At 70.4% G+C, this 18229-nt stretch carries 18 protein-coding genes; 9 read left to right on the forward strand and 9 right to left on the reverse strand.

The window, feature by feature from the left end; genetic code table 11:
- Positions 1-26: 26 nt before the first annotated feature.
- Both ACIPVN_RS08150 and ACIPVN_RS08155 read right to left on the reverse strand, forming a co-directional pair.
- Positions 27-1289 carry a hypothetical protein gene (locus ACIPVN_RS08150; protein WP_400441872.1) on the reverse strand — a complete coding sequence of 421 codons (1263 nt, stop codon included), beginning with the start codon at positions 1287-1289 and terminating at the stop codon, positions 27-29.
- A gap of 136 nt (positions 1290-1425) precedes the next feature.
- Positions 1426-1857, reverse strand: a complete 432-nt coding sequence (locus tag ACIPVN_RS08155) for a DUF1761 domain-containing protein (protein WP_400441875.1) — start codon at positions 1855-1857, stop codon at positions 1426-1428.
- An 87-nt stretch (positions 1858-1944) separates the two neighbouring features.
- Between ACIPVN_RS08155 and ACIPVN_RS08160 the strand changes: the two genes are divergently transcribed.
- Both ACIPVN_RS08160 and ACIPVN_RS08165 read left to right on the forward strand, forming a co-directional pair.
- Positions 1945-3606, forward strand: coding sequence for a glycoside hydrolase family 13 protein (locus tag ACIPVN_RS08160; RefSeq protein WP_400441877.1), 1662 nt, complete (start codon positions 1945-1947; stop codon positions 3604-3606).
- An 80-nt stretch (positions 3607-3686) separates the two neighbouring features.
- Positions 3687-4685, forward strand: coding sequence for a LacI family DNA-binding transcriptional regulator (locus ACIPVN_RS08165; RefSeq protein ID WP_400441880.1), 999 nt, complete (start codon positions 3687-3689; stop codon positions 4683-4685).
- Positions 4686-4847: 162 nt separating this feature from the next.
- Here ACIPVN_RS08165 and ACIPVN_RS08170 read toward each other — a convergent pair whose 3' ends face one another.
- The 3 genes from ACIPVN_RS08170 to fdxA all read right to left on the reverse strand — a co-directional run bounded on the left by ACIPVN_RS08170 (position 4848) and on the right by fdxA (position 6517).
- Complete coding sequence (locus tag ACIPVN_RS08170) at positions 4848-5294, reverse strand: hypothetical protein (RefSeq protein ID WP_400441882.1); 447 nt, start codon at positions 5292-5294, stop codon at positions 4848-4850.
- 384 nt (positions 5295-5678) lie between these two features.
- A complete protein-coding gene (locus ACIPVN_RS08175) occupies positions 5679-6194 on the reverse strand; it encodes a flavin reductase family protein (protein ID WP_400441884.1) in 516 nt (171 codons plus the stop codon).
- Positions 6191-6517, reverse strand: a complete 327-nt coding sequence (gene fdxA / locus ACIPVN_RS08180; RefSeq protein WP_247623660.1) for a ferredoxin — start codon at positions 6515-6517, stop codon at positions 6191-6193. Before fdxA ends, ACIPVN_RS08175 begins: the two co-directional genes overlap by 4 nt.
- Before the next feature lie 108 nt (positions 6518-6625).
- On the opposite strand from fdxA, the gene soxR reads away from it, so the two are divergent.
- The 6 genes from soxR to ACIPVN_RS08210 all read left to right on the forward strand — a co-directional run bounded on the left by soxR (position 6626) and on the right by ACIPVN_RS08210 (position 11927).
- Positions 6626-7105: a redox-sensitive transcriptional activator SoxR gene (gene soxR / locus ACIPVN_RS08185; RefSeq protein ID WP_400441888.1), complete on the forward strand. Its 480-nt coding sequence runs from the start codon at positions 6626-6628 to the stop codon at positions 7103-7105.
- 83 nt (positions 7106-7188) lie between these two features.
- Entirely contained in the window at positions 7189-7542 is a 354-nt protein-coding gene (locus tag ACIPVN_RS08190; protein WP_400441891.1) for a carboxymuconolactone decarboxylase family protein, read from the forward strand.
- A gap of 10 nt (positions 7543-7552) precedes the next feature.
- Complete coding sequence (locus tag ACIPVN_RS08195; protein WP_400441893.1) at positions 7553-8617, forward strand: nucleoside hydrolase; 1065 nt, start codon at positions 7553-7555, stop codon at positions 8615-8617.
- A gap of 3 nt (positions 8618-8620) precedes the next feature.
- Complete coding sequence (locus ACIPVN_RS08200) at positions 8621-9967, forward strand: hypothetical protein (protein ID WP_400441895.1); 1347 nt, start codon at positions 8621-8623, stop codon at positions 9965-9967.
- Positions 9964-11232 carry an LLM class flavin-dependent oxidoreductase gene (locus ACIPVN_RS08205; protein WP_400441897.1) on the forward strand — a complete coding sequence of 423 codons (1269 nt, stop codon included), beginning with the start codon at positions 9964-9966 and terminating at the stop codon, positions 11230-11232. The genes ACIPVN_RS08200 and ACIPVN_RS08205 overlap by 4 nt, the downstream gene beginning before the upstream one ends.
- Positions 11229-11927: a hypothetical protein gene (locus ACIPVN_RS08210; RefSeq protein ID WP_400441900.1), complete on the forward strand. Its 699-nt coding sequence runs from the start codon at positions 11229-11231 to the stop codon at positions 11925-11927. The genes ACIPVN_RS08205 and ACIPVN_RS08210 overlap by 4 nt, the downstream gene beginning before the upstream one ends.
- A gap of 122 nt (positions 11928-12049) precedes the next feature.
- Here ACIPVN_RS08210 and ACIPVN_RS08215 read toward each other — a convergent pair whose 3' ends face one another.
- The 3 genes from ACIPVN_RS08215 to ACIPVN_RS08225 all read right to left on the reverse strand — a co-directional run bounded on the left by ACIPVN_RS08215 (position 12050) and on the right by ACIPVN_RS08225 (position 15972).
- Positions 12050-12415 carry a hypothetical protein gene (locus tag ACIPVN_RS08215; RefSeq protein WP_400441903.1) on the reverse strand — a complete coding sequence of 122 codons (366 nt, stop codon included), beginning with the start codon at positions 12413-12415 and terminating at the stop codon, positions 12050-12052.
- A gap of 267 nt (positions 12416-12682) precedes the next feature.
- Positions 12683-13936, reverse strand: coding sequence for an LLM class flavin-dependent oxidoreductase (locus ACIPVN_RS08220; protein WP_400441906.1), 1254 nt, complete (start codon positions 13934-13936; stop codon positions 12683-12685).
- Positions 13933-15972, reverse strand: a complete 2040-nt coding sequence (locus ACIPVN_RS08225; RefSeq protein WP_400441909.1) for an acyl-CoA dehydrogenase family protein — start codon at positions 15970-15972, stop codon at positions 13933-13935. The genes ACIPVN_RS08220 and ACIPVN_RS08225 overlap by 4 nt, the downstream gene beginning before the upstream one ends.
- A 119-nt stretch (positions 15973-16091) precedes the next feature.
- On the opposite strand from ACIPVN_RS08225, the gene ACIPVN_RS08230 reads away from it, so the two are divergent.
- Positions 16092-16499 (forward strand): hypothetical protein, encoded by a 408-nt coding sequence (locus tag ACIPVN_RS08230; protein ID WP_336641126.1) that lies wholly within the window; start codon positions 16092-16094, stop codon positions 16497-16499.
- 267 nt (positions 16500-16766) lie between these two features.
- Here the strand turns inward: ACIPVN_RS08230 and ACIPVN_RS08235 are convergent, their stop codons facing one another.
- A complete protein-coding gene (locus tag ACIPVN_RS08235) occupies positions 16767-18149 on the reverse strand; it encodes an O-acetylhomoserine aminocarboxypropyltransferase/cysteine synthase family protein (protein ID WP_400441912.1) in 1383 nt (460 codons plus the stop codon).
- Positions 18150-18229 lie beyond the last annotated feature (80 nt).

An 18229-nucleotide genomic window follows, 5' to 3' on the forward strand; every position in this document is an offset into this window, starting at 1 on the left:
GTCAAGCGGTTCGAAAGCCGGAGGCGTCAGTCGGCCGGCAGGGTGAAGGGGTTGTCGCCCGCCTCGGCCAGGAGGTACCAGGCGGTCGCACCGGTGTGCAGGCTGGCGTAGTAGAGGTCGCCGAACCCGGAGTCGAGTCCGTCGGTCGAGGTCGCGACGATCCCCTTGCCATCGCCGTTCACCGCGTCGCGCTGACCGAGACGGATGCTGTCGAGCAGTGTCTCCGCGTAGGCGTCATCGCCCGCCGCCCCCCGCAGTTTCAGGGCGAGCGCCAGGTGCCCGGCGCCCTCGAACCACACCTTCGACGTGTCGACGTTGCTGATGCCCGGGCCGACGTAGGGGCCGTCGGTGCCGATGAGGTTCGCGAGCGTCCAATCGAGGGCCGCGTCGTAGCGGGGGTCGCCGGTGGCGAGCGAGGTCCAGGTCTGCCCGTCGAGCGGAATGGGGTGCGTATTGACCGTGCTGCCGTCGAGCAGAGTGCCGGTGTCGACGTGGCCGTCAGCGCTCTGCATCGCCGTGACGAAATCTGCGGCGACCGCGGCGCGATCGGCCCAGACGGTGTCGCCGGTGAGCTGCGCGAGCTGACCGAAGAACCCGGCGATGTCGGCGTTGTGCTCGGTCGACTTCCAGAGGAGCGGGTCTCCGGCATCCGTCTGCCCGCCGGTGTAGCCGTAGGGCGCGCGCACCATGTCGGCGGTGTTCGTCTGGATCCAGTTCGCGATGCGCAGCGCACCGTCGAGATAGCGCTGGTCGCCGGTGGCGTGGAAGAGGCGGGTGAGCGCCAGCCCCGCCCAGGCCTGGTTGCCCGTGAAGGTGCCGGGTCCGGTGATCTCCATGCGGCCCTGACGGATGGCGTGGGGCTCGTAGTGCGTGCGCACGCGGCCGTCGCCGATCGGGTCGTTCTCCTGCACGAACAGCAGGGTCTCGCCGATGGTCTCGGCGCGACGGATGTCGTCGGGCAGACCGCGCGCCGTGTAGGCGATGACGACCAGGGCGTCGTCGTAGACGAACGATGGCGTGAAGTCCCAGGTCGGCGTCGTGAAGAAACCGCCCTCGTAGCTGCGCGGGAGGCACATGCCCTCGCCGTCGCAGAACTGATCGGTGCGCGCGTCGAGGAACTCGTAGGCGAGGGCGATCGACACGGAGGGCTCCGGTGCAGTGGGGTCGGATGCCTCGTCGGCGGCGGCCAGGTCGCCGGAGGCTGCGGACGCCGCGCCGGCGAGTACGGCGGTGGCCACGAGCGCGGCCGCGACGGTCCAGCCGATGGCGCGGCGTGGGAGACGAGACATGTGGGGACCTCTCGCAGAGGACGCGTGTGCGGGGGATCACACGGGCGACCCGGGGGTCACGCGATGATCTTCTCAAATCCCGGCGCGAGAGGGAAGGGGATTTCTTCCAGTTTCTGCTCGTGTACCAGAAAAGGATTTACACGGTCATCGCGGGCGGCCACACCCCGATGATCGCCGCCATCACGAGCACCGTGACGAGCTCGTGCGCGATGTTGAGCGTCGTGAGCCGGGTCGAACGCCCCTCGAAGGCGTCGTGGGTGATGAAGCGGGCCGCCGTGAGGCCCGCCCAGAGGGTGACCGCGGTGATGACGGCGCCCCAAAACCAGGACCCGCCGTAGAAGTGCCAGGCGATGGCGGATGCCCCGGCGAGCACCCAGGAGGTGATGAAGCTCACGATCACCGTCGTGATGATCGGCCAGACCGCGGTGGCGGCGGGGCGATCCATGTCGACGTTCGCGAGCTTCGACCAGCGCGTGCCGAACACCTTCGGCGAGTACCAGATCGAACCGACGATCATGCTCGACAGCGTGGCCAGCAGAACGGCCCAGTAGTTGATCTCGGGAACCATGATGGCGCCTCCTCGTGATGGTGCCGTCAGCGTACTCCCGGGCGCGCGGTGCGCGAGTGATGCAAGCGCTTGCATTAGGCTCGGGGGATGCCTGAGATCGAACAGTTCGCCGCGCCCGGATCCGAGTGGTGGCGCAGCGCCGTCATCTACCAGATCTACCCCCGATCCTTCGCCGACGCCTCGGGCGACGGCATCGGCGACCTGCCCGGCGTCACGAGCCGGCTGGACTCGCTCAAGGACCTCGGCGTCGACGCCATCTGGCTGAGCCCCTTCATGACCAGCCCGCAGCGAGACGCCGGATACGACGTCGCCGACTACCGCGACGTCGACCCGCTCTTCGGCACCCTGGCCGACTTCGACACCATGCTCGAGGCGGCCCATGCCCGCGGCATCCGCGTGATCGTCGACCTCGTGCCGAACCACTCCTCCGACCAGCACGTCTGGTTCCAGGAAGCGCTCCAGGCCGCTCCCGGCAGCCCCGAGCGCGCGCGCTACATCTTCCGCGACGGCAAGGGCGAGAACGGCGAACTGCCGCCGAACAACTGGGAGTCCGTCTTCGGCGGCGGCATGTGGCAGCGCGTCACCGAGGCCGACGGCACGCTCGGCCAGTGGTACCTGCACATCTTCGACGCCACCCAGCCCGACTTCGACTGGACCAACGAAGTGGTGCGCGAGGAGTTCCGCTCGATCCTGCGCTTCTGGCTCGACCGGGGCGTCGACGGATTCCGCGTCGACGTGGCCCACGGCATGATCAAAGCCGACGGTCTGCCCGACTACACCCCGCCGACGGATGCCGACTCGATGGGCGGCGGCGAGGCGAACGTGCCGTACTGGGGGCAGGACGGCGTGCACGACATCTACCGCGACTGGCACCGGCTGCTCGCCGAGTACGACGGCGACCGCGCCCTCTGCGGCGAGGCCTGGCTGCCGACGATCGAGAAGACCGCGCTCTGGGTGCGGCCCGACGAGATGCACCAGACCTTCAACTTCGGGTACCTGATGACCCCGTGGGACGCGCAGGAGCTCGGCGACGTCATCCGTAAGTCGCTCGATGCCTTCGGCGCGGTCGGCGCCCCCAGCACCTGGGTGCTGTCGAACCACGACGTCGTGCGCCACGCCTCGCGCCTCGCGCTCACCGTCGACAACCCGCAGGGCGAGGGCATCGGCCCGAACACCCCGAACAAGCCCGACGCCGTGATCGGTCTCGCCCGTGCCCGCGCGGCGACGACCCTCATGCTCGCGCTGCCCGGATCGTCGTACCTCTACCAGGGCGAGGAACTCGGCCTGCCGGAGGCCATGGAGATCCCCGACGAGTACCGCCAGGACCCGACCTGGTTCCGCACCCAGCACGAGCGCTACGGTCGCGACGGATGCCGCGTGCCGCTGCCCTGGGAGGCGGATGCTCCCGCCTTCGGCTTCAACGACACCGGACTCTCGTGGCTGCCGCAGCCCGACGAATGGGCGACGTATGCGCGCGACGTCGAGCTCGCCAACCCGAACTCCACGCTCTCGCTCTACACCGAGCTGCTCGCACTGCGCCGTGCGCACGGCTTCGGCTCAGGATCGCTGGTCTGGGAGGACCTCGGCGCGGATGCCGTCGCCTTCCGCCGTGGCGACGTGCACGTGGTCGCGAACCTCGGCACCGCGCCGCTTGCGCTGCCCGACGACGCGACGTCCCTCGTGAAGAGCCAGCCCTTCGCGGGGTCGGAGCTTCCCGTCGACACGACCGTCTGGTTCACGCGGGGCTGATCGCCTCGGCCGGGGCCGCGCGTGCGTGCGGCCCCGGCATCCGCTCACCCACCAGATCACTCGATTCGAAAGGCGGCGAGATGGCGAGCATCGACGACGTGGCACGACTGGCCGGCGTCTCGACGGCGACCGTCTCGCGCGCCCTGAGCGGGCGCGGCAAGGTCTCGGACGCGACGCGCGAGCGAGTTCTGAGTGCCGCCGACAGCCTCGGGTACGTGGTGTCGTCGCGTGCGTCGAGCCTCGCCTCCGGGCGCACCCGCACGGTCGGCGTGATCGTTCCCTACCTCGACCGTTGGTTCTTCAGCACCGTGCTGTCGGGGGTGTCGTCGGCGCTCATGCGCGCCGGCTTCGACATCACGCTGTACAACATCACGACCGACCGCGAGACGCGGAAGCACGTCTTCGACACCTTCCTGCGACGCCAGGGGGTGGATGCCGTCATCGCCGTCTCGATCCGGTTCGAGGACGATGAGATCCGGCAGCTGAGCGGGTTGGGATTGCCGATCATCGCGATTGGCGGGCCGCATCCGTCGCTCGACACGCTCACCGTCGACGAGCTCGGGATCGCCCGCCTCGCGACCGAGCACCTGATCGGGCTCGGGCACCGGCACATCGCCTATATCGGGGCGGGACCCGAGTTCGACGAGGGCTTCCACGTGCCCACGAACCGGCGTCTGGGGTTCGAGAAGGCGCTGAGCGATGCGGGCATTCCGGTCGACCCGTCGCTCGTCGTGGCGGCGGACTTCACGATCGCGGGCGGCGTGCGCGCGGCGACGCAGTTGCTCACCGGCTCGGGCGCTCGACCAACCGCGGTGTTCGCGGCATCCGACGAGATGGCGATCGGGGCGATCCTCGCCGCGCGGGAGCAGGGGCTGCGCGTGCCGGACGATCTTTCGGTCATCGGCATCGACGGGCACGAGCTCGGTGCGATCTTCGATCTCACGACGGTCGATCAGTTCCCGCTGCAGCAGGGCGAGAGGGCGGCCGCTGCCGTGCTCGCGCGGCTGGGCGAGGGCGAGGTTCCGGCCGCCGAGCTGCCGTTCGTGCTCACGGAGCGGGGTTCGACCGCCGCGGTGTGACGCAGCATCCGCCTTCCGGCCTTCGATCCGAGGTCCGGTTCGTCGGCGTCGTTCATAACTCCGGAGAGAACGAGCGTTCCGGGAGTTTCGGCCCGGAATCGTGGCCGCGGGCGCCCGAGTTTGAGGAGTTATGCACGCGGGAGCTCGCCCGCCCGTCTCGTTTTACAGCGGTTCGACGCGCACATCAGTGAGATCGAAGCTTCGGAGAACCGCCAGGGCGCCCGGCGAGACGACAAGCCCCGAGCGTCCTTCGAGGTGAGCGAAGTCGTCGGTTGCAGCGTCTCCCCACACCTCCACGCACCGGAGGTCCGGCAGCTCTCGTCCATCGAACTCGCCGAGACCGGCCATCTGGGGGTCGAAGGACATCGTGAACTCTCTTTCGCTGAGACCGCTCAGGCCATTCACTTGCACGGCATCCAGAAGCCTTGGTGTCACGAAGTAGACGCCGGACAGGCGAGAGATGCTCGACCGCGGCATGGCCAAGAGGACGACGTCGATCACCGTCACACGGGGACGCCCATTGATCCAGCGATCCGGATCCTGATCGATCTCGGCGCGTTCACCCAGCGCCATGTCCACCGGTGCCTTCACGAGGAGTCGGGTGCTCATGGCGTCAACCGTAGGCGATGCGGGCACGAGAGAGGGTTCGCCCGCGCATCCCGGAGGCATCGCCTCCTAACCTTCGCGCGCGGGGCGCGGCACCACCTCAGGACAAACCTCGCCGAAGCAACCGATCCGCGCACGATTCGGCTTCTCGCGCACCGTTTGTCCTGAGTTGAGGACGCGCAGGTCGTGGGCCGTTCATAACTCCGGAGAGAACGAGCGTTCCGGGGAGATTCGGGCCGGATTCGGGGCCGCGGCGCCCGACGCTGAGGAGTATGCGCGCTAGCGGCGTACCCAACTCAGGAACAACGCGGCGGTAGCACCGTTTCGGTGTCGGAAATTGCCGCCCGGCGGCCGATCTTCCTGAGTTGGGTACGGGGCGCGGCCGGGTCAGGAGGGGTGCGGGAGGGCGTGGAACTTCCGGTCGACGTAGACGAGGGGGCGGCCCTGGGGGCCCGAGAACACCTCGAGCACCTCGGCGATCACCACGCTCGACGTTCCGACGGGCACGGTCTGGATCGCGCGGCACCGCAGGGCGAAGCGCGCGGCGGGGAGGTACGGCTCGCCGGTCGGGAGGGTGCTCCACTGCTGCTCGGGGGTGAAGCGCTCCGATCCGCTGACGGCGAAGCTCTGCGCGAGGGCCGAATGGTCGTGGTCGATCAGGTGCACGACGAACGTGTCGGCCGAGAGGAGTCCGCCCGCGCTGCCGGTCGCGCGGGTGACGGAGAAGACGATCGCGGCGGGGTCGACGGCGACGGATGCCACGCTCGATGCCGTGAGCCCGACGGGGCCCTCGGGGGTCGCCGCCGTGATGATCGCGACGCCCGCGGGGTGGGTGCGGAACGCCGCCTTGAGCCCTTCGCCGACGGCGCTGGGAACAGGGATGCCGGATGCTGCGGTGCTCACTCGGCACCCTCCTGCGGGGGAAGAGCGGCGATGAGGGGGTGGTCGTGGGCGATCATTCCCACCTTCGCGGCGCCGCCGGGCGAGCCCACCTCGTCGAAGAACTCGACGTTCGCCTTGTAGTAGTCGGTCCACTCATCGGGCAGGTCGTCCTCATAGAAGATGGCCTCGACGGGGCACACCGGCTCGCACGCCCCGCAGTCGACGCACTCGTCGGGGTGGATGTAGAGCGAGCGTTCACCCTCGTAGATGCAGTCGACGGGACACTCGTCGATGCACGCGCGGTCCTTGACATCGACGCACGGCAGGGCGATCACATAGGTCATCGGGGCTTCCTTCGGGTCAGCGTTCCACGCTAGAACCTCAAGTACACTTTAGGTCAAATCCGCGGGCCAGGATCCGCGGACATGAGCCAGAGTATTCCGGAGGCAGGGATGACCTCGCACGCCGATACCGCGCACACCGCCGAGGACGCCCTCTCGATCGGCGAGATGACGCGGCGCACGGGGGTCGCGGCATCCGCACTGCACTTCTACGAGTCGATCGGCCTCATCGCCTCGTTCCGCACGCCCGGCAATCAGCGTCGCTACCCGCGCCACATGATCCGGCGGGTGTCGCTGATCGCGGTGGCGAAGCGCCTCGGCATCCCGCTCGCCGACGTGCAGACCGCGTTCGCCGACGTGCCGCTCACCGAGACCCCGAGCCACGACGACTGGCAGCGCGCCTCGCGTCGCTGGAAGCGCGCGCTCGAGAAGCGTCGCGAGGGCATCGAACGCCTCGAACGCGAACTGACCGGATGCATCGGCTGCGGTTGCCTGTCGATGAAGGCGTGCGGTCTGCTGAACCCCGACGACGAGCTCGGCAGTCTGGGCGCGGGGCCCCAGCGCCTGCAGGAGGATCCTCCCGCCGGATGACCTCGTGTTGCACTCGAACGTGCGGGCGGATGCCGGGGAGCCATAGCGTCACGGTAGTCCCACCCGTCAGCAGAGAGCAGAGCATGAGCGCCTACTTCGACAGCGAAGCCGACAAGACCTACACGAAGGTCTACAAGGAGCACACCCCCGACATCCTCGCGGCGTTCGCGGCCTTCGACAGCGCCGTGTTCGCGCCCGACGAATCGCGGGCGATCCCGCTGAAGTACCGCGAGCTGATCGCACTGGCCGTGGGCATCACCACGCAGTGCGTGTACTGCATCGACGCGCACTCGCAGAAGGCCGTCGCGGCCGGCGCCGACGAGGCCGAGCTGGCCGAGGCCGCCTGGGTCGCGACCGCCATCCGCGCGGGCGGCGGCTTCGCGCACGGACGCCTGGCGTTCAAGCTCGCCGAACCCGCGCACGAGCACCAGCACTGAGAGCAGGATCATGCCCGACTTCGCCCCCGAGAAGCAGTGGATCGTCGTCGACACCGACACCGGGATCGACGACGCCCACTCCCTGCTCTACCTGCTGGCGCAGCCCGACGTCGAGATCGTCGGCATCACGACGATCTACGGCAACTGCGCGGTCGAGGACTCGGCCCGCAACGTCGCGTACGTGCTCGACGTGGCGGATGCCCCGCGCATCCCGATCTACCTGGGCGCGAGCGGCCCCCTCGACGGCGACCCGTCGATCGCGTGGTTCGTGCACGGCCACGACGGCCTCGGCGACCGCGGCTTCGAACGCCCCGAGCCTACGCTCGAAGCGGAGTCCGCAGCCGACTACCTCGTGCGCATCGCGAACGAGCACCCGGGTCAGATCGACCTGCACCCGCTCGGACCGCTCACGAACATCGCACTGGCGCTGGAGAAGGACCCGGAGCTGTTCCTGAAGTTCCGCTCCGTGGTCATCATGGGCGGCGCGGGGCCGTACCCCGCACCCGGCACCCCGACCGTGACCGATGCGAACACGAACAACGACCGCGCGGCCGCCGAGGCGGTGTTCGGTGCCGTGAACGACGGCAACGTGATCATGGTGGGCGTCAACGTGACCTCGCAGGCGCTGCTCGAGGAGGACGTCACGGCACTCCTGCTGGGCTCCGACCTGCCGGCGGCGCACTTCGCGGGCACGATCCTCGACGCGTACAACGACTTCTACCAGTACAAGTGGGGGCGCCGGATCTCGGCCGCCCACGACGGCCTGTCGTCGGTGATCCTGCACCGCCCCGAGATCGTGACGGGCTGGATCGAAGGCCCGGTCGATTTCACCCCGGCCGCGGGTTCGCTCGCGACCCGGGTCGCACTCACGAGCGATGGCCTGCCGCTGGTGTGGGGCACGCCCGAGGGTGCCTCGACCCGCGCGGTCACCTCGTTCGACCTGACCGAGTTCCGCCGCCGCTTCGTGCACGCGCTCGCCTACGGCCGCACCCGTCCGGCCCTCGACCCGGCCGGGCGCACGGCCCCCGCCGGCTGGCCGAACTCCGCCCCGTCCGGCGTGGTCGGGACGGTCTGACGGATGCCGGAGGATCTGCTCGCATTCACCTCGGTCGCCGATGCGGGGTACGCCCTGCCGAACGTCGCCGAGATCGATGAGGTCATCGGCCGCATCGCCGCCGAATCGCCGGCGCGCGACCATGACCGCGACCCCGGACGGGGACTCCGCGCCGACGTGCGCGAGCTCGCCCGCCTCGGGCTGGCGGCCGCGCGCCTGTCGGTCGCGGCCGGGGGCGCGGGGCTCACGTACCCGCAGCTCGTCGACCTGCAGATCCTCCTGGCCCGCGCCGACGCGAACGTCACGCAGAGCCTGCGCACGCACTTCACCACCAGCGACCGTGCCGCCCGTGCCATCGCCCGCGGCGAGACGGATGCCGCGACCGCCGACATCGCAGCCGGTCTGCTCTTCGCCGGCGCGACCACCGAGGGCGCCGGAGAGATCGGCACGGTGGGCACGACGCTGCGCACCGATGCCGACGGCATCCCGCGTCTGAACGGCCGCAAGGCCTATGCGACCGGCACGGGCTACGCCGACCGGATCTCGGTGCTCGCTTCCGACGAGGAAGGCCGCCATCTGGTCGCGGTCGTGGCGGCGGATGCCGAGGGCGTCGTGCTGCACGACGACTGGGACGGCGTGGGCCAGCGGCTCACCACGTCGGGCACGGTCGAGTTCACCGACGTCGTCGTCGACCCGGAGCGCGTGCGGGTGGGCGAGGGCTCGCGCACCGACCGGCTCGGCAACCTCGACGCCGTGCTGCAGCTCACGCATCTCGCCACGCTGGCCGGGATCGCGCTGCGCACCCGCGACGACGCGATCGCCTGGTTGCGCTCGCGCACCCGCAACTTCAGCCACGCCTCGACCGCCGTGCCCGCCGACGACCCGCAGTTGCAGGAGCGCATCGGCACGCTCGACGGTCTCGCGCAGGCCGTCGTGGCATCGGTGCGAACGGCCGCCTCGCTGCTCGGAGCAGACCTGGAACGCCCGCTCGACGCGCAGACCGGTGACGGCCACCTCGCCGTCACGCGCGCGCAGATCACGGTGCCGGCGCTCGTGCAGCGGGCCGCGCAGAGCGTGTTCGACCTGGGCGGCGGCTCGCTCGTCGACGGACGCCTCGCGCTCGATCGGCACTGGCGCAACGCCCGTACGCTCAGCAACCACAACCCCGTGCATCTCAAGGCCCGGGCGCTCGGCGAACGAGCGCTGGTCGGCAGCGACCTGCCCGAGATCTGGTACGTCGGCACGGGCCGGCTCGCGAGTGGGGCGGACTCAGAACTTCGCAGTTCTGCAGAACCTCGGATGCCTCGCCCCGAGAACCTGCGGGATTCTGCAGAACTGCGAGATTCAGACACGAAGGAGCCCGCCCGATGACCCGTCCCCTCGTGATCGGCGCGAACGTCTACGACTACGGAACGGATGCGGGTGCCTGGCGCGCCCCGGGCGAAGACCCGTTGCGCGTGTTCGGTGCCGACTTCTGGCGCGACGCCGCCCGCACGGCGGAGGACGCCGGCATCCACGCGATCTTCCTCGCCGACACCCCGGGGCTCGCGTCGAACCCCGCGATCCGTCCGAGCCGGCTCCTCGAGCCCCTCGCGGCGCTGGCCACGGTCGCCGCCGAGACCGAGCACCTCGGCATCATCTCGACCGTCTCGTCGAGCACGAACGATCCGGTCGAGCTCGCCCGCCGTCTGCTCAGCGTCAGCGCGTTCAGCGGCTCGCGGTTCGGGTGGAACGTCGTCACGGGTGTCACCGGTCCCGCCGTCACCGACTTCGGCTACACCTCCGACCCCGGACGCGAGGAGCGCTACGCCCGCGCCGAGGAGTTCGTCGACGCGTACACGGCGTACCTCGCCGCCGTGCAGGGCGACACCGACTACGTGCACGAGGGCGAGTACTTCGGCGACAGCATCCGTCGGGCCGACCTGGGCGTCGATCCCGCGATCCGGGCCCTGCTGCCCGACGTCGCACCCCTCGTGGTGCAGGCCGGTGGCTCACCGCGCGGGCGACAGCTCGCCGCCGCGAGCGCGGAGGCCGTGTTCGCGGCCGAGACAGTGAAGGAGACGGCGGCCGAGAACCGCCTCGACCTGCGCCGCCGATCGGCGGAGCTCGGGCGGCCCGCGCCGCTCGTGCTGCCCGGCATCCATCTCGTCGTCGGCTCGACCGAGGAGGAGGCCGAGCGCCGATTCCTGACCGTCCACGAACGCGGTCCCGACGGCTACGTGCTCAAGCGCTTCACCGCGATGTTCGGGATCGACGGCTCGCGACTCGACCTCGACGCACCGGCCGAGGGCGAGATCCAGCGGCTGTCGGGCGATCCCTCCGCCGCGCCGATCGGATTCCGCAAGGCGATCGCCGCCTACGGCGCCGCCGGTAACCTCACGGTGCGCGAGCTGCTGCGGTACTTCGCCGGCTTCGGGCACCAGCTCTTCATCGGCACGCCCGAGCGGCTCGTCGACATCATGACCGACTGGGTGGATGCCGGAGCCGCCGACGGGTTCAACCTGCTGTTCGACACCAACCCGTGGGGACTGCGCGAGTTCGCCGAGCACGTGACGCCGGTGCTGAAGTCGCGCGGGCTGCTCGCCTCGCCGGGCGATCAACCGTTCACCCGCTGGATGAGAGAGGCCCGCCGATGACCCGTCTGCTGCGCGTCGACGACGCCACCCTCGCCGCCTTCGCCGTGCGCTCCGGCTCCGGGCGCGATGCCCGTGCCGCGCTCGGGGCCGAGTTGGATGCCGGAGCCGACGTGCTGCTGCTGGGCGACCTCACCGGTCCCGGACCCGACCGCACGGCTGCGGCGGGAGCCCTGCTCGCGATCACACAGCGGGTCGTCGTGGTGCCGATCATCGCTGCGCGACAGCATCCGATCAACCTGGGCCGGAACATCGCGACCCTCTCGAACCTGCACGGACGGCGGATCGGGCTGGCCGGGACCTCCGCGTCGGTGCTGGCGCTGATCTCACGGCTGTTCGAGTCGTGGCCGCTCGATGCGATCATCGGCGACACCGAGGCCGGGGCGTACGTCGACGATTCGCGCATCGTGCGGATCAGCGACCCGGGCTTCCCGTCGATCGGCGGGCCGCTGACGGTGCCCGTCGACGTGACGGACAAGCCCGTGACGGTGCTGCTGGGCTCTGGTGGGGCCATTCCGGGCGTCGATGTGGTGCTCGCGGTCGACGAGGTGCCGGTGTGGGGTGCCGTGCCAGTGCTCGGCGACGACGGTGATGCGGATGCCGTGGGCGCTCGCGCCGCCTTCGGTCTCGGTGCTTCTGAGGCGATCGCCGTGGGCACCCCGGCGTTCGCGGGCTCGGGGCGCTTCGACCAGGTCTGAGGTCTCTCCGGGCGGGACGCTTCGACAGGCTCAGCGACCCAGCTTCGGCTCAGCGACCCAGCCTCTTGCACCCGACTGGGCCCCTGAGCCTGTCGAAGGGCCCGCCCCGCAGCGTCCGCCCATCAGTGGTACTCGATCTCGCTCACCGGGACGAACTCGTCGAACACGTCGTCACTCGCGCTGTACTGCTCGAGGTACGTCGGCACGCCGTTGTCGACGAAGAGGAGCAGGCCCTCCGTCCCCCGCCACCCGTCGAGCACGACGCGCGGGCCGGTGCTGGGGTACTCGCCGGAAGTATCACCGAGGTCGATCGAGGGGCAGCGACCGCACCCGCATCTCCCCCACACGCGCACGTCGTCGACGGTCTCGAGCAGTGCCGCACGCTCGCTCGCCCCGAACGCGCCGTGGGAGGGTTTCGCGTGCGTGATCATCGCGACCAGCACCTCGCGTTCGCGCGACGTGAGTGCGCGGCCGTCTGGTGTGTCCATGGTTGTCGAGGGTAGCGCGCCACGCGGGCGGGGCGCTTCGACCAGGTCTGAGGTCGCGCGGCACCGCGTGGGGCGGAGTTCTCCGTGATGGGCGGAGGAACGCGCCGAGAATCTCCGCCCGACAGCGAGATCTCCGCCCGCACCACTCGGTGGCCGCCCCGCATTGCAGGAGATCTCGCGCTCCGCAGGATCAGAACAGCGGATGCCCCCTGCACAAGGCGAGATGTCCTCCCCTGCGCGCGTTCGGGGCGCCTCGCGCCCACCCGGCTACGGCCGACGGAAGCGCTCCAGCACCCCACCCTGGCCGTACTCTCGCCGGAAGATCCCGCGGCGCTGCAGCTCGGGCACGACCTGGTCGACGAAGTCCTCCAACCCGGAGGGGAACAGGTCGAGCATGATGTTGAAGCCGTCGGCCGAGCCCGCCCGGAACCACTCCTCCATCGTGTCGGCGATCTGCTCGGGCGTTCCGGCGAGGAACCGCTGCCCGTAGCCGCCGAAGTCGCGCAACAGGCGGCGGATCGTGGGCTGCTCCGTCCGGATCCGCTCGATCAGCACCCGACGGTACGCCGCCGACCATCCGGCATCCTGAGCCTCGGCATCCGCCAGCACCTGCTGCGGGACCTGTGCGTCGAGGTCGAGCCCCGAGAAGTCGGCACCGAGCGCCTTCGACAGCTCGTTGAGGCTGTAGGTCGCGGGGGCGAGGTGCTCCCAGTGATCGAAGCGGTCCCAGGCTTCCTGCTCGGTGCTGCCGATCACCACCGCGAGCCCCGGGAAGACGCGCACGTCATCGGCCGAGCGACCGGCGTCGACGGCGTACGAGCGGATCTTCTGGCGGTGCTCCGCCGCGGATGCCGGGTCGTGGTCGACCGAGTACACCCCGTCGGCGACGAGCCCTGCGAGGCGCCAGCCCGGCTCCGACCCGCCGGCCTGCACGATGGCCGGCCGCTCGGGCACGAGGGCGTCCATCTCGAGCCCGGCGTGCACCGAGAACGAGCCGTCGTGGTCGACCACGTCGGAGGTGCCAGCGGTCGCCCACAGCCTCTTGATGACGGTCACGAACTCCTCGGCGCGGGCGTAGCGCACGGCGCGCTCGGGCACCTCGGTGATGCCGAAGTTGCGCACCGCCTCGACGTCCCAGCTGGTGACGGCGTTCCACGCGAAGCGGCCCTGCGTCGCGGTGTGCAGCGCCCACAGGCGGCGCGCGAGTTCGACCGGCTCGTTCAGGGTGGTGGATGCCGTCGCCACGAAGCCCAGATGCTCGGTGGCCGCGGCCATCGCGGGCACGAGAACGCCGGGGTCGAGGTACTGCACCGGTCGGCTGCGCGGGTCGGTGATCGCGGGGCGGTCGGCGAGGAAGATCGCGTCGACCAGCCCGCGCTCGGCGATGCGGGCGACCTCCTGCCAGTGTGCGAGGTCGACGATCGCGTCGGGGTGGATGTCGGGGGCGCGCCACGCGGCGGGTCGCTGGCCGACACCGAGCACGTTGATGTTGACGGTGAGCAGGCGGTCGTCGTGGCTCATGATGCCTCCGTCTCGCTGCCGCGCTCGAAGCGGGCGGATGCTCCGGGGAGCTCGTACAGCGCGGGTGCCGGCAGCCGCAGCCGGGCGCGCAGGGTCTGGGGCACAGCATCCGCTGCGGCATCCGCGATCTGCGGCAGGGCACCGGCGATCAAGAGCAGTCCGTCGATGTCCGACACCTCGTGGATGGTCGCGAGCGGGTGGCCCGCGGCATCGGCGTAGGGCAGCACCCAGGCGTCGTCGCGTACGAGCAGATCGACATAGCGATGCACGTCGTCGAACCGGCGCGACGACACGAACACCGGCAGGTGCTGCGGGCTGCTCGGCACGTTCAGCGGGCCGGCCGTCGGGTAGGCGCCGTCGGCGTTGATGCGACGGATCTGCTCGGTCTGCGCGAAGTGCCGGGCACCGGCATCCGCGGCGATCGACTCGCGTGGCCAGGTGCGCAGCAGCTGCTGCACCACGCGGATGCGGTCGCGCTGCTCGTCGGTCTCGGCGGTGCCGTCGTCGAGCACCCAGGCGGTGCGTCCGCCCGAGAGCTGCTCGAGCGAGGCGATGCGCCGCGCGAGGTTGTAGGGGTGGCCGGTGTCGCCGAGGTCGGCGGTGCCGATCGCGAACCACGCCGACGGCAGACGGTGCAGCAGGGTAGCGATCGCGACCGCTGCGTCGAAGTGCGCGCCCGGGCGCTCGTCGAACTGGAAGAGCACCGGCTCGCGCCCGCCGAAAGCTGCGGCGACCGCGTCGAGCGAGCGCGGGTCGGCGGTGAGTCCGGCGGCCAGCGCGGCGTCGACGCGCACCACGGTGAGCGGGCGAATGCCGTCGGTGATCGACTGCGCGACGGCGACCTCGCGCTCGGCGGGATCGGCGATGCGGTCGATCGCGTAGATCTCGCGGTCGGCGATCGCGCGCAGTCGGTGCAGCACGGGGTTGTGCGTCGACAGCGTCTGGGCGTTGCGCCAGAAGCGGTCGAGACGAAGTGACTGGCGGAGGTTCTGCGCCTCGGCGACGTCATCGAGCAGCGCGGGCAGGGTCATGAGTTTGTCGGCGGCCTCGATGACCTGGGGCACGATCGTGGCCTGCGCCTGGAAGACGGCGTTCACCGCATCGTCGGCGAGGGTCTCGGCATCCGCATCTCCGGCGATGATCGCCTGGTGCGCGATCTCGCTCAGCCGGCCGATCTCACCGAGCGAGGCGCGGGCCGACGCGACGAGCGCGCTGATGCGGCCGTACCCCTCGAGCACGAGGATCGGGGAGCCACCGTGCGCGCGGTCGATCTGATCGATGAGATCGGATGCCGCGGCCCGAGCACCCTCGCCGATGCCGACGAGCACGGCGAGCAGGATCATCTGCTGCCACCCCGGCGTGCCGAGGTGCTGCGTCTGCCAGGGGGCGACGTCGTCGGGATCGACCGGGGCGCCGTCGAGCACGGTCGTTCCGCTCGCGGTGGCACGCTGGCCGAAGCCGGTCCAGTCGTCGAGGAGCGTGACGCCGGGGGCATCCGTCTTCAGGGCCGCGATCACGAGCTCGCCCGCATCGTCGACCGCGCTGTACTCGAGCCAGTCGGCGTAGCGGCTGCCCGTCGAGTAGAACTTGCGACCGGTGAGGCGCGGGATGCCGGTCTCGGTCGACAGGCGGGTGGTGAAGACGCTCGGGCCGGAGCCGTCGGCCTCGGTCCAACCGCCGCCGATGATGGAGCCTGTGGCGACGCGGGAGATCCAACGGTCGCGGAGAGCGCCGGCGGGCGACTTCACGTGGCGCTCGGTGGCGAGCACGTGCGTGCGCCAGGCCTGCGCGAGGTTCGAGTCGGCCGCGGCGATCGCGACCAGCGCGTCGAGCAGATCGAGCACGTCGCCGCCCAGACCGCCCTCGGCGACGGGTACGCGGATGCGGCCGAAGCCGGCGGCGGCGAGACGGGTGAAGAAGCTCTGCGGGAGCTCGGGGGCATCGGCGATGCTCGCCTGGCGGATCTCGTCGAGGAGCGCCGGGATTCCCGGGGTTCTCCGCGCCCAATCCAGGGAGCCGAACGGACGGGAGGTCATGGCTTCAGCGTATCCAGCGGGCCGCCTTCGAGTCGCTCACGTTAACGCGCATGACGTTCGGGACGGATGCCGTTCGCTACAGTCGGAGCATCCCGCCGCCGTCTTCTCCGAGGAGCACCATGCCCGCCTCCGCTCTGCCGTCCGACCGTGCCACCGGGCTGGTGCGCGACCTCGCCGACCTGATCGCCGAGGTCACCGAGACGGGCGCCGCGCAGACCGCCGCACGCACTCGCCGCCAGCAGCACGGCAACACCGAGCGCGCGGCCGACGACCCCCAGTTCTTGCGGGTGCTCGCTGATTCTGCAGCCCGCTCGGCCGTGGCGTCGGCCGCCGCGGAGTCGGTGCTGCGTCGCGCGGAGGAGGGCACGGCATCCGTCGCCGATGTCGAACTCGTGGCCGCAGGTCTCGTACCCCTGGCCGGCGATGCCGTGCGAGCACTGTTCGAGACGCTCGGCGCCTCGGCCACCCTCTCGGAGCATGGCCTCCACCACTTCTGGACGCGCCTGCACGACCTCGAGGCCCGTTAGGCGGGCGCGCGGGTTCGCACAATTTCGCAGATCTGCTCTATTTCGCAGACATAGAGGCGGATGCCTACGAGATTCTGCAGATCTGCGAACCCCTGCTTACCGGCATGGGTTAGCGAGCCTGTCCGCCCTGGGTTGCTGAGCCTGTCGAAGCATCCCGGGCGGGACCCTTCGACAAGCTCAGGGACCCAGTTGCACCGCGACCCTCCCAGGTGCAGGTGCGCGCGGTCTCCTCGCGAGTCGCGACCCCGGTCCACTGGCTGCGGGCGGTCACGGGGCGACCGCCGCGGCATCCGAAACGCCGGAAAGATACGCGCTCACCGCGGCGAGCGCCGCGTCGAGGTCGGCGATGAGGTCGGCCACGGTCTCGATGCCGACCGACAGCCGTACGAGTCCCTCGTCGATGCCGAGCTGCGCGCGCAGTTCGGGCGTGAACGACAGATGCGTGGTGGTCGCCGGGTGCAGCACCATCGAGCGCACATCGCCGATGTTGGTCATGCGGCTGAACACCCGCAGGCTGTCGATGAAGATCTCGGCTCCGGCCCGCCCGCCGCGCACGGTGACGGCGAACACCGATCCGCTGCGGCCGCCGAGGGTGCGCTGGGCGATCTCGTGCTGCGGATGCCCCGGGAGCCCTGCGTAATCGACGTACTCGACCGCCGGGTGCTGGGCGAGGAACTCGGCGATGGCGCGGGAGTTCGACACGTGCCGTTCCATGCGCAGCGACAGGGTCTCGATGCCCTGCTGCAGCAGGAATGCGTGGAACGGCGAGAGCGCCGGGCCGAGGTCGTTCACGATGCCGCCGCGCACGAAATACTCGTAGGCCCGGCGACCGTAGGTCTCGAGTGCACTCGGCACGCCGGGAGCCGGCGATTCGGTGATGCCGGGGTAGTCGCGCGGGCTCCCGGCCCAGTCGAAGGTGCCGCCGTCGACGACGACGCCCGAGATCGCGGCGCCGTGGCCGGTGAGGAACTTGGTTCCCGAGTGCACGACGATGTGCGCGCCGTGCTCGAACGGGCGCACGAGGTAGGGGGTGCCGATCGTGTTGTCGACGATGAGCGGGATGCCGTGGCGCTCGGCGATGCGGGCGACCGCCGCGATATCGACGACGTCGTTCTTGGGGTTCGGGATGGTCTCGGTGAAGATCGCCTTGGTGTCGGGGCCGATCGCGGCCTCCCACTCGACCTCGTCGGTCGGGTCGTGCACGTAATCGACGCCGACGCCGAAGCGGGCGAACGAGCGGCCGAAGAGGATGCGGGTGCCGCTGTAGATGCTCGCGGTCGAGACGAACCGGTCGCCGTTGCCGACGATCGAGAGGATCGCCGCGCTGATCGCCGCCTGACCCGACGAGACGACGATCGCGCCGACGCCGCCCTCGAGCGCGGCGATGCGACGCTCGGCGACCTCGTTGGTGGGGTTGAGGTTGCGGGAGTAGATCTGCCCGTCCTCGCCGCCGAAGCGACGCGTGCTCTCGTCGAACGAGTCGAAGCGGAACGCGGCGCTCAGGTAGATCGGCGCGATGCGCGACCCGTGGGCGGGTTCTTCGAACTCCCCCGCATGGATCTGGCGGGTGTCGAAGCCGAAGCCCGTCCAGTCGTACACCGGTTCGAGCACTTCGTGCGGGACGGATTCGGGACGGATGCCTTCGCTCATTGCCCCGACGCTAGACAACGCGCGCCCGCCGCGCTCGCCCGCGCGTCATGAGAGGTCACAGACGGGCGGTGCTCGCGGGC

The sequence above is a fragment of the Microbacterium sp. NPDC090003 genome (assembly GCF_044748385.1).
Lineage (GTDB): Bacteria > Actinomycetota > Actinomycetes > Actinomycetales > Microbacteriaceae > Microbacterium.

Excerpts from the sequence above, each read along its gene's own strand:
- ACIPVN_RS08220 (WP_400441906.1), bottom strand. The coding sequence starts at position 13,936 with ATGAGCCACGACGACCGCCTGCTCACCGTCAACATCAACGTGCTCGGT.
- ACIPVN_RS08195 (WP_400441893.1), top strand. The coding sequence starts at position 7,553 with ATGCCCGACTTCGCCCCCGAGAAGCAGTGGATCGTCGTCGACACCGAC.
- ACIPVN_RS08155 (WP_400441875.1), bottom strand. The coding sequence starts at position 1,857 with ATGGTTCCCGAGATCAACTACTGGGCCGTTCTGCTGGCCACGCTGTCG.
- ACIPVN_RS08235 (WP_400441912.1), bottom strand. The coding sequence starts at position 18,149 with ATGAGCGAAGGCATCCGTCCCGAATCCGTCCCGCACGAAGTGCTCGAA.
- ACIPVN_RS08225 (WP_400441909.1), bottom strand. The coding sequence starts at position 15,972 with ATGACCTCCCGTCCGTTCGGCTCCCTGGATTGGGCGCGGAGAACCCCG.
- ACIPVN_RS08200 (WP_400441895.1), top strand. The coding sequence starts at position 8,621 with ATGCCGGAGGATCTGCTCGCATTCACCTCGGTCGCCGATGCGGGGTAC.
- ACIPVN_RS08230 (WP_336641126.1), top strand. The coding sequence starts at position 16,092 with ATGCCCGCCTCCGCTCTGCCGTCCGACCGTGCCACCGGGCTGGTGCGC.
- ACIPVN_RS08215 (WP_400441903.1), bottom strand. The coding sequence starts at position 12,415 with ATGGACACACCAGACGGCCGCGCACTCACGTCGCGCGAACGCGAGGTG.
- ACIPVN_RS08160 (WP_400441877.1), top strand. The coding sequence starts at position 1,945 with ATGCCTGAGATCGAACAGTTCGCCGCGCCCGGATCCGAGTGGTGGCGC.
- fdxA (WP_247623660.1), bottom strand. The coding sequence starts at position 6,517 with ATGACCTATGTGATCGCCCTGCCGTGCGTCGATGTCAAGGACCGCGCG.
- ACIPVN_RS08165 (WP_400441880.1), top strand. The coding sequence starts at position 3,687 with ATGGCGAGCATCGACGACGTGGCACGACTGGCCGGCGTCTCGACGGCG.
- ACIPVN_RS08170 (WP_400441882.1), bottom strand. The coding sequence starts at position 5,294 with ATGAGCACCCGACTCCTCGTGAAGGCACCGGTGGACATGGCGCTGGGT.
- ACIPVN_RS08210 (WP_400441900.1), top strand. The coding sequence starts at position 11,229 with ATGACCCGTCTGCTGCGCGTCGACGACGCCACCCTCGCCGCCTTCGCC.
- ACIPVN_RS08205 (WP_400441897.1), top strand. The coding sequence starts at position 9,964 with ATGACCCGTCCCCTCGTGATCGGCGCGAACGTCTACGACTACGGAACG.
- ACIPVN_RS08190 (WP_400441891.1), top strand. The coding sequence starts at position 7,189 with ATGAGCGCCTACTTCGACAGCGAAGCCGACAAGACCTACACGAAGGTC.
- soxR (WP_400441888.1), top strand. The coding sequence starts at position 6,626 with ATGACCTCGCACGCCGATACCGCGCACACCGCCGAGGACGCCCTCTCG.
- ACIPVN_RS08150 (WP_400441872.1), bottom strand. The coding sequence starts at position 1,289 with ATGTCTCGTCTCCCACGCCGCGCCATCGGCTGGACCGTCGCGGCCGCG.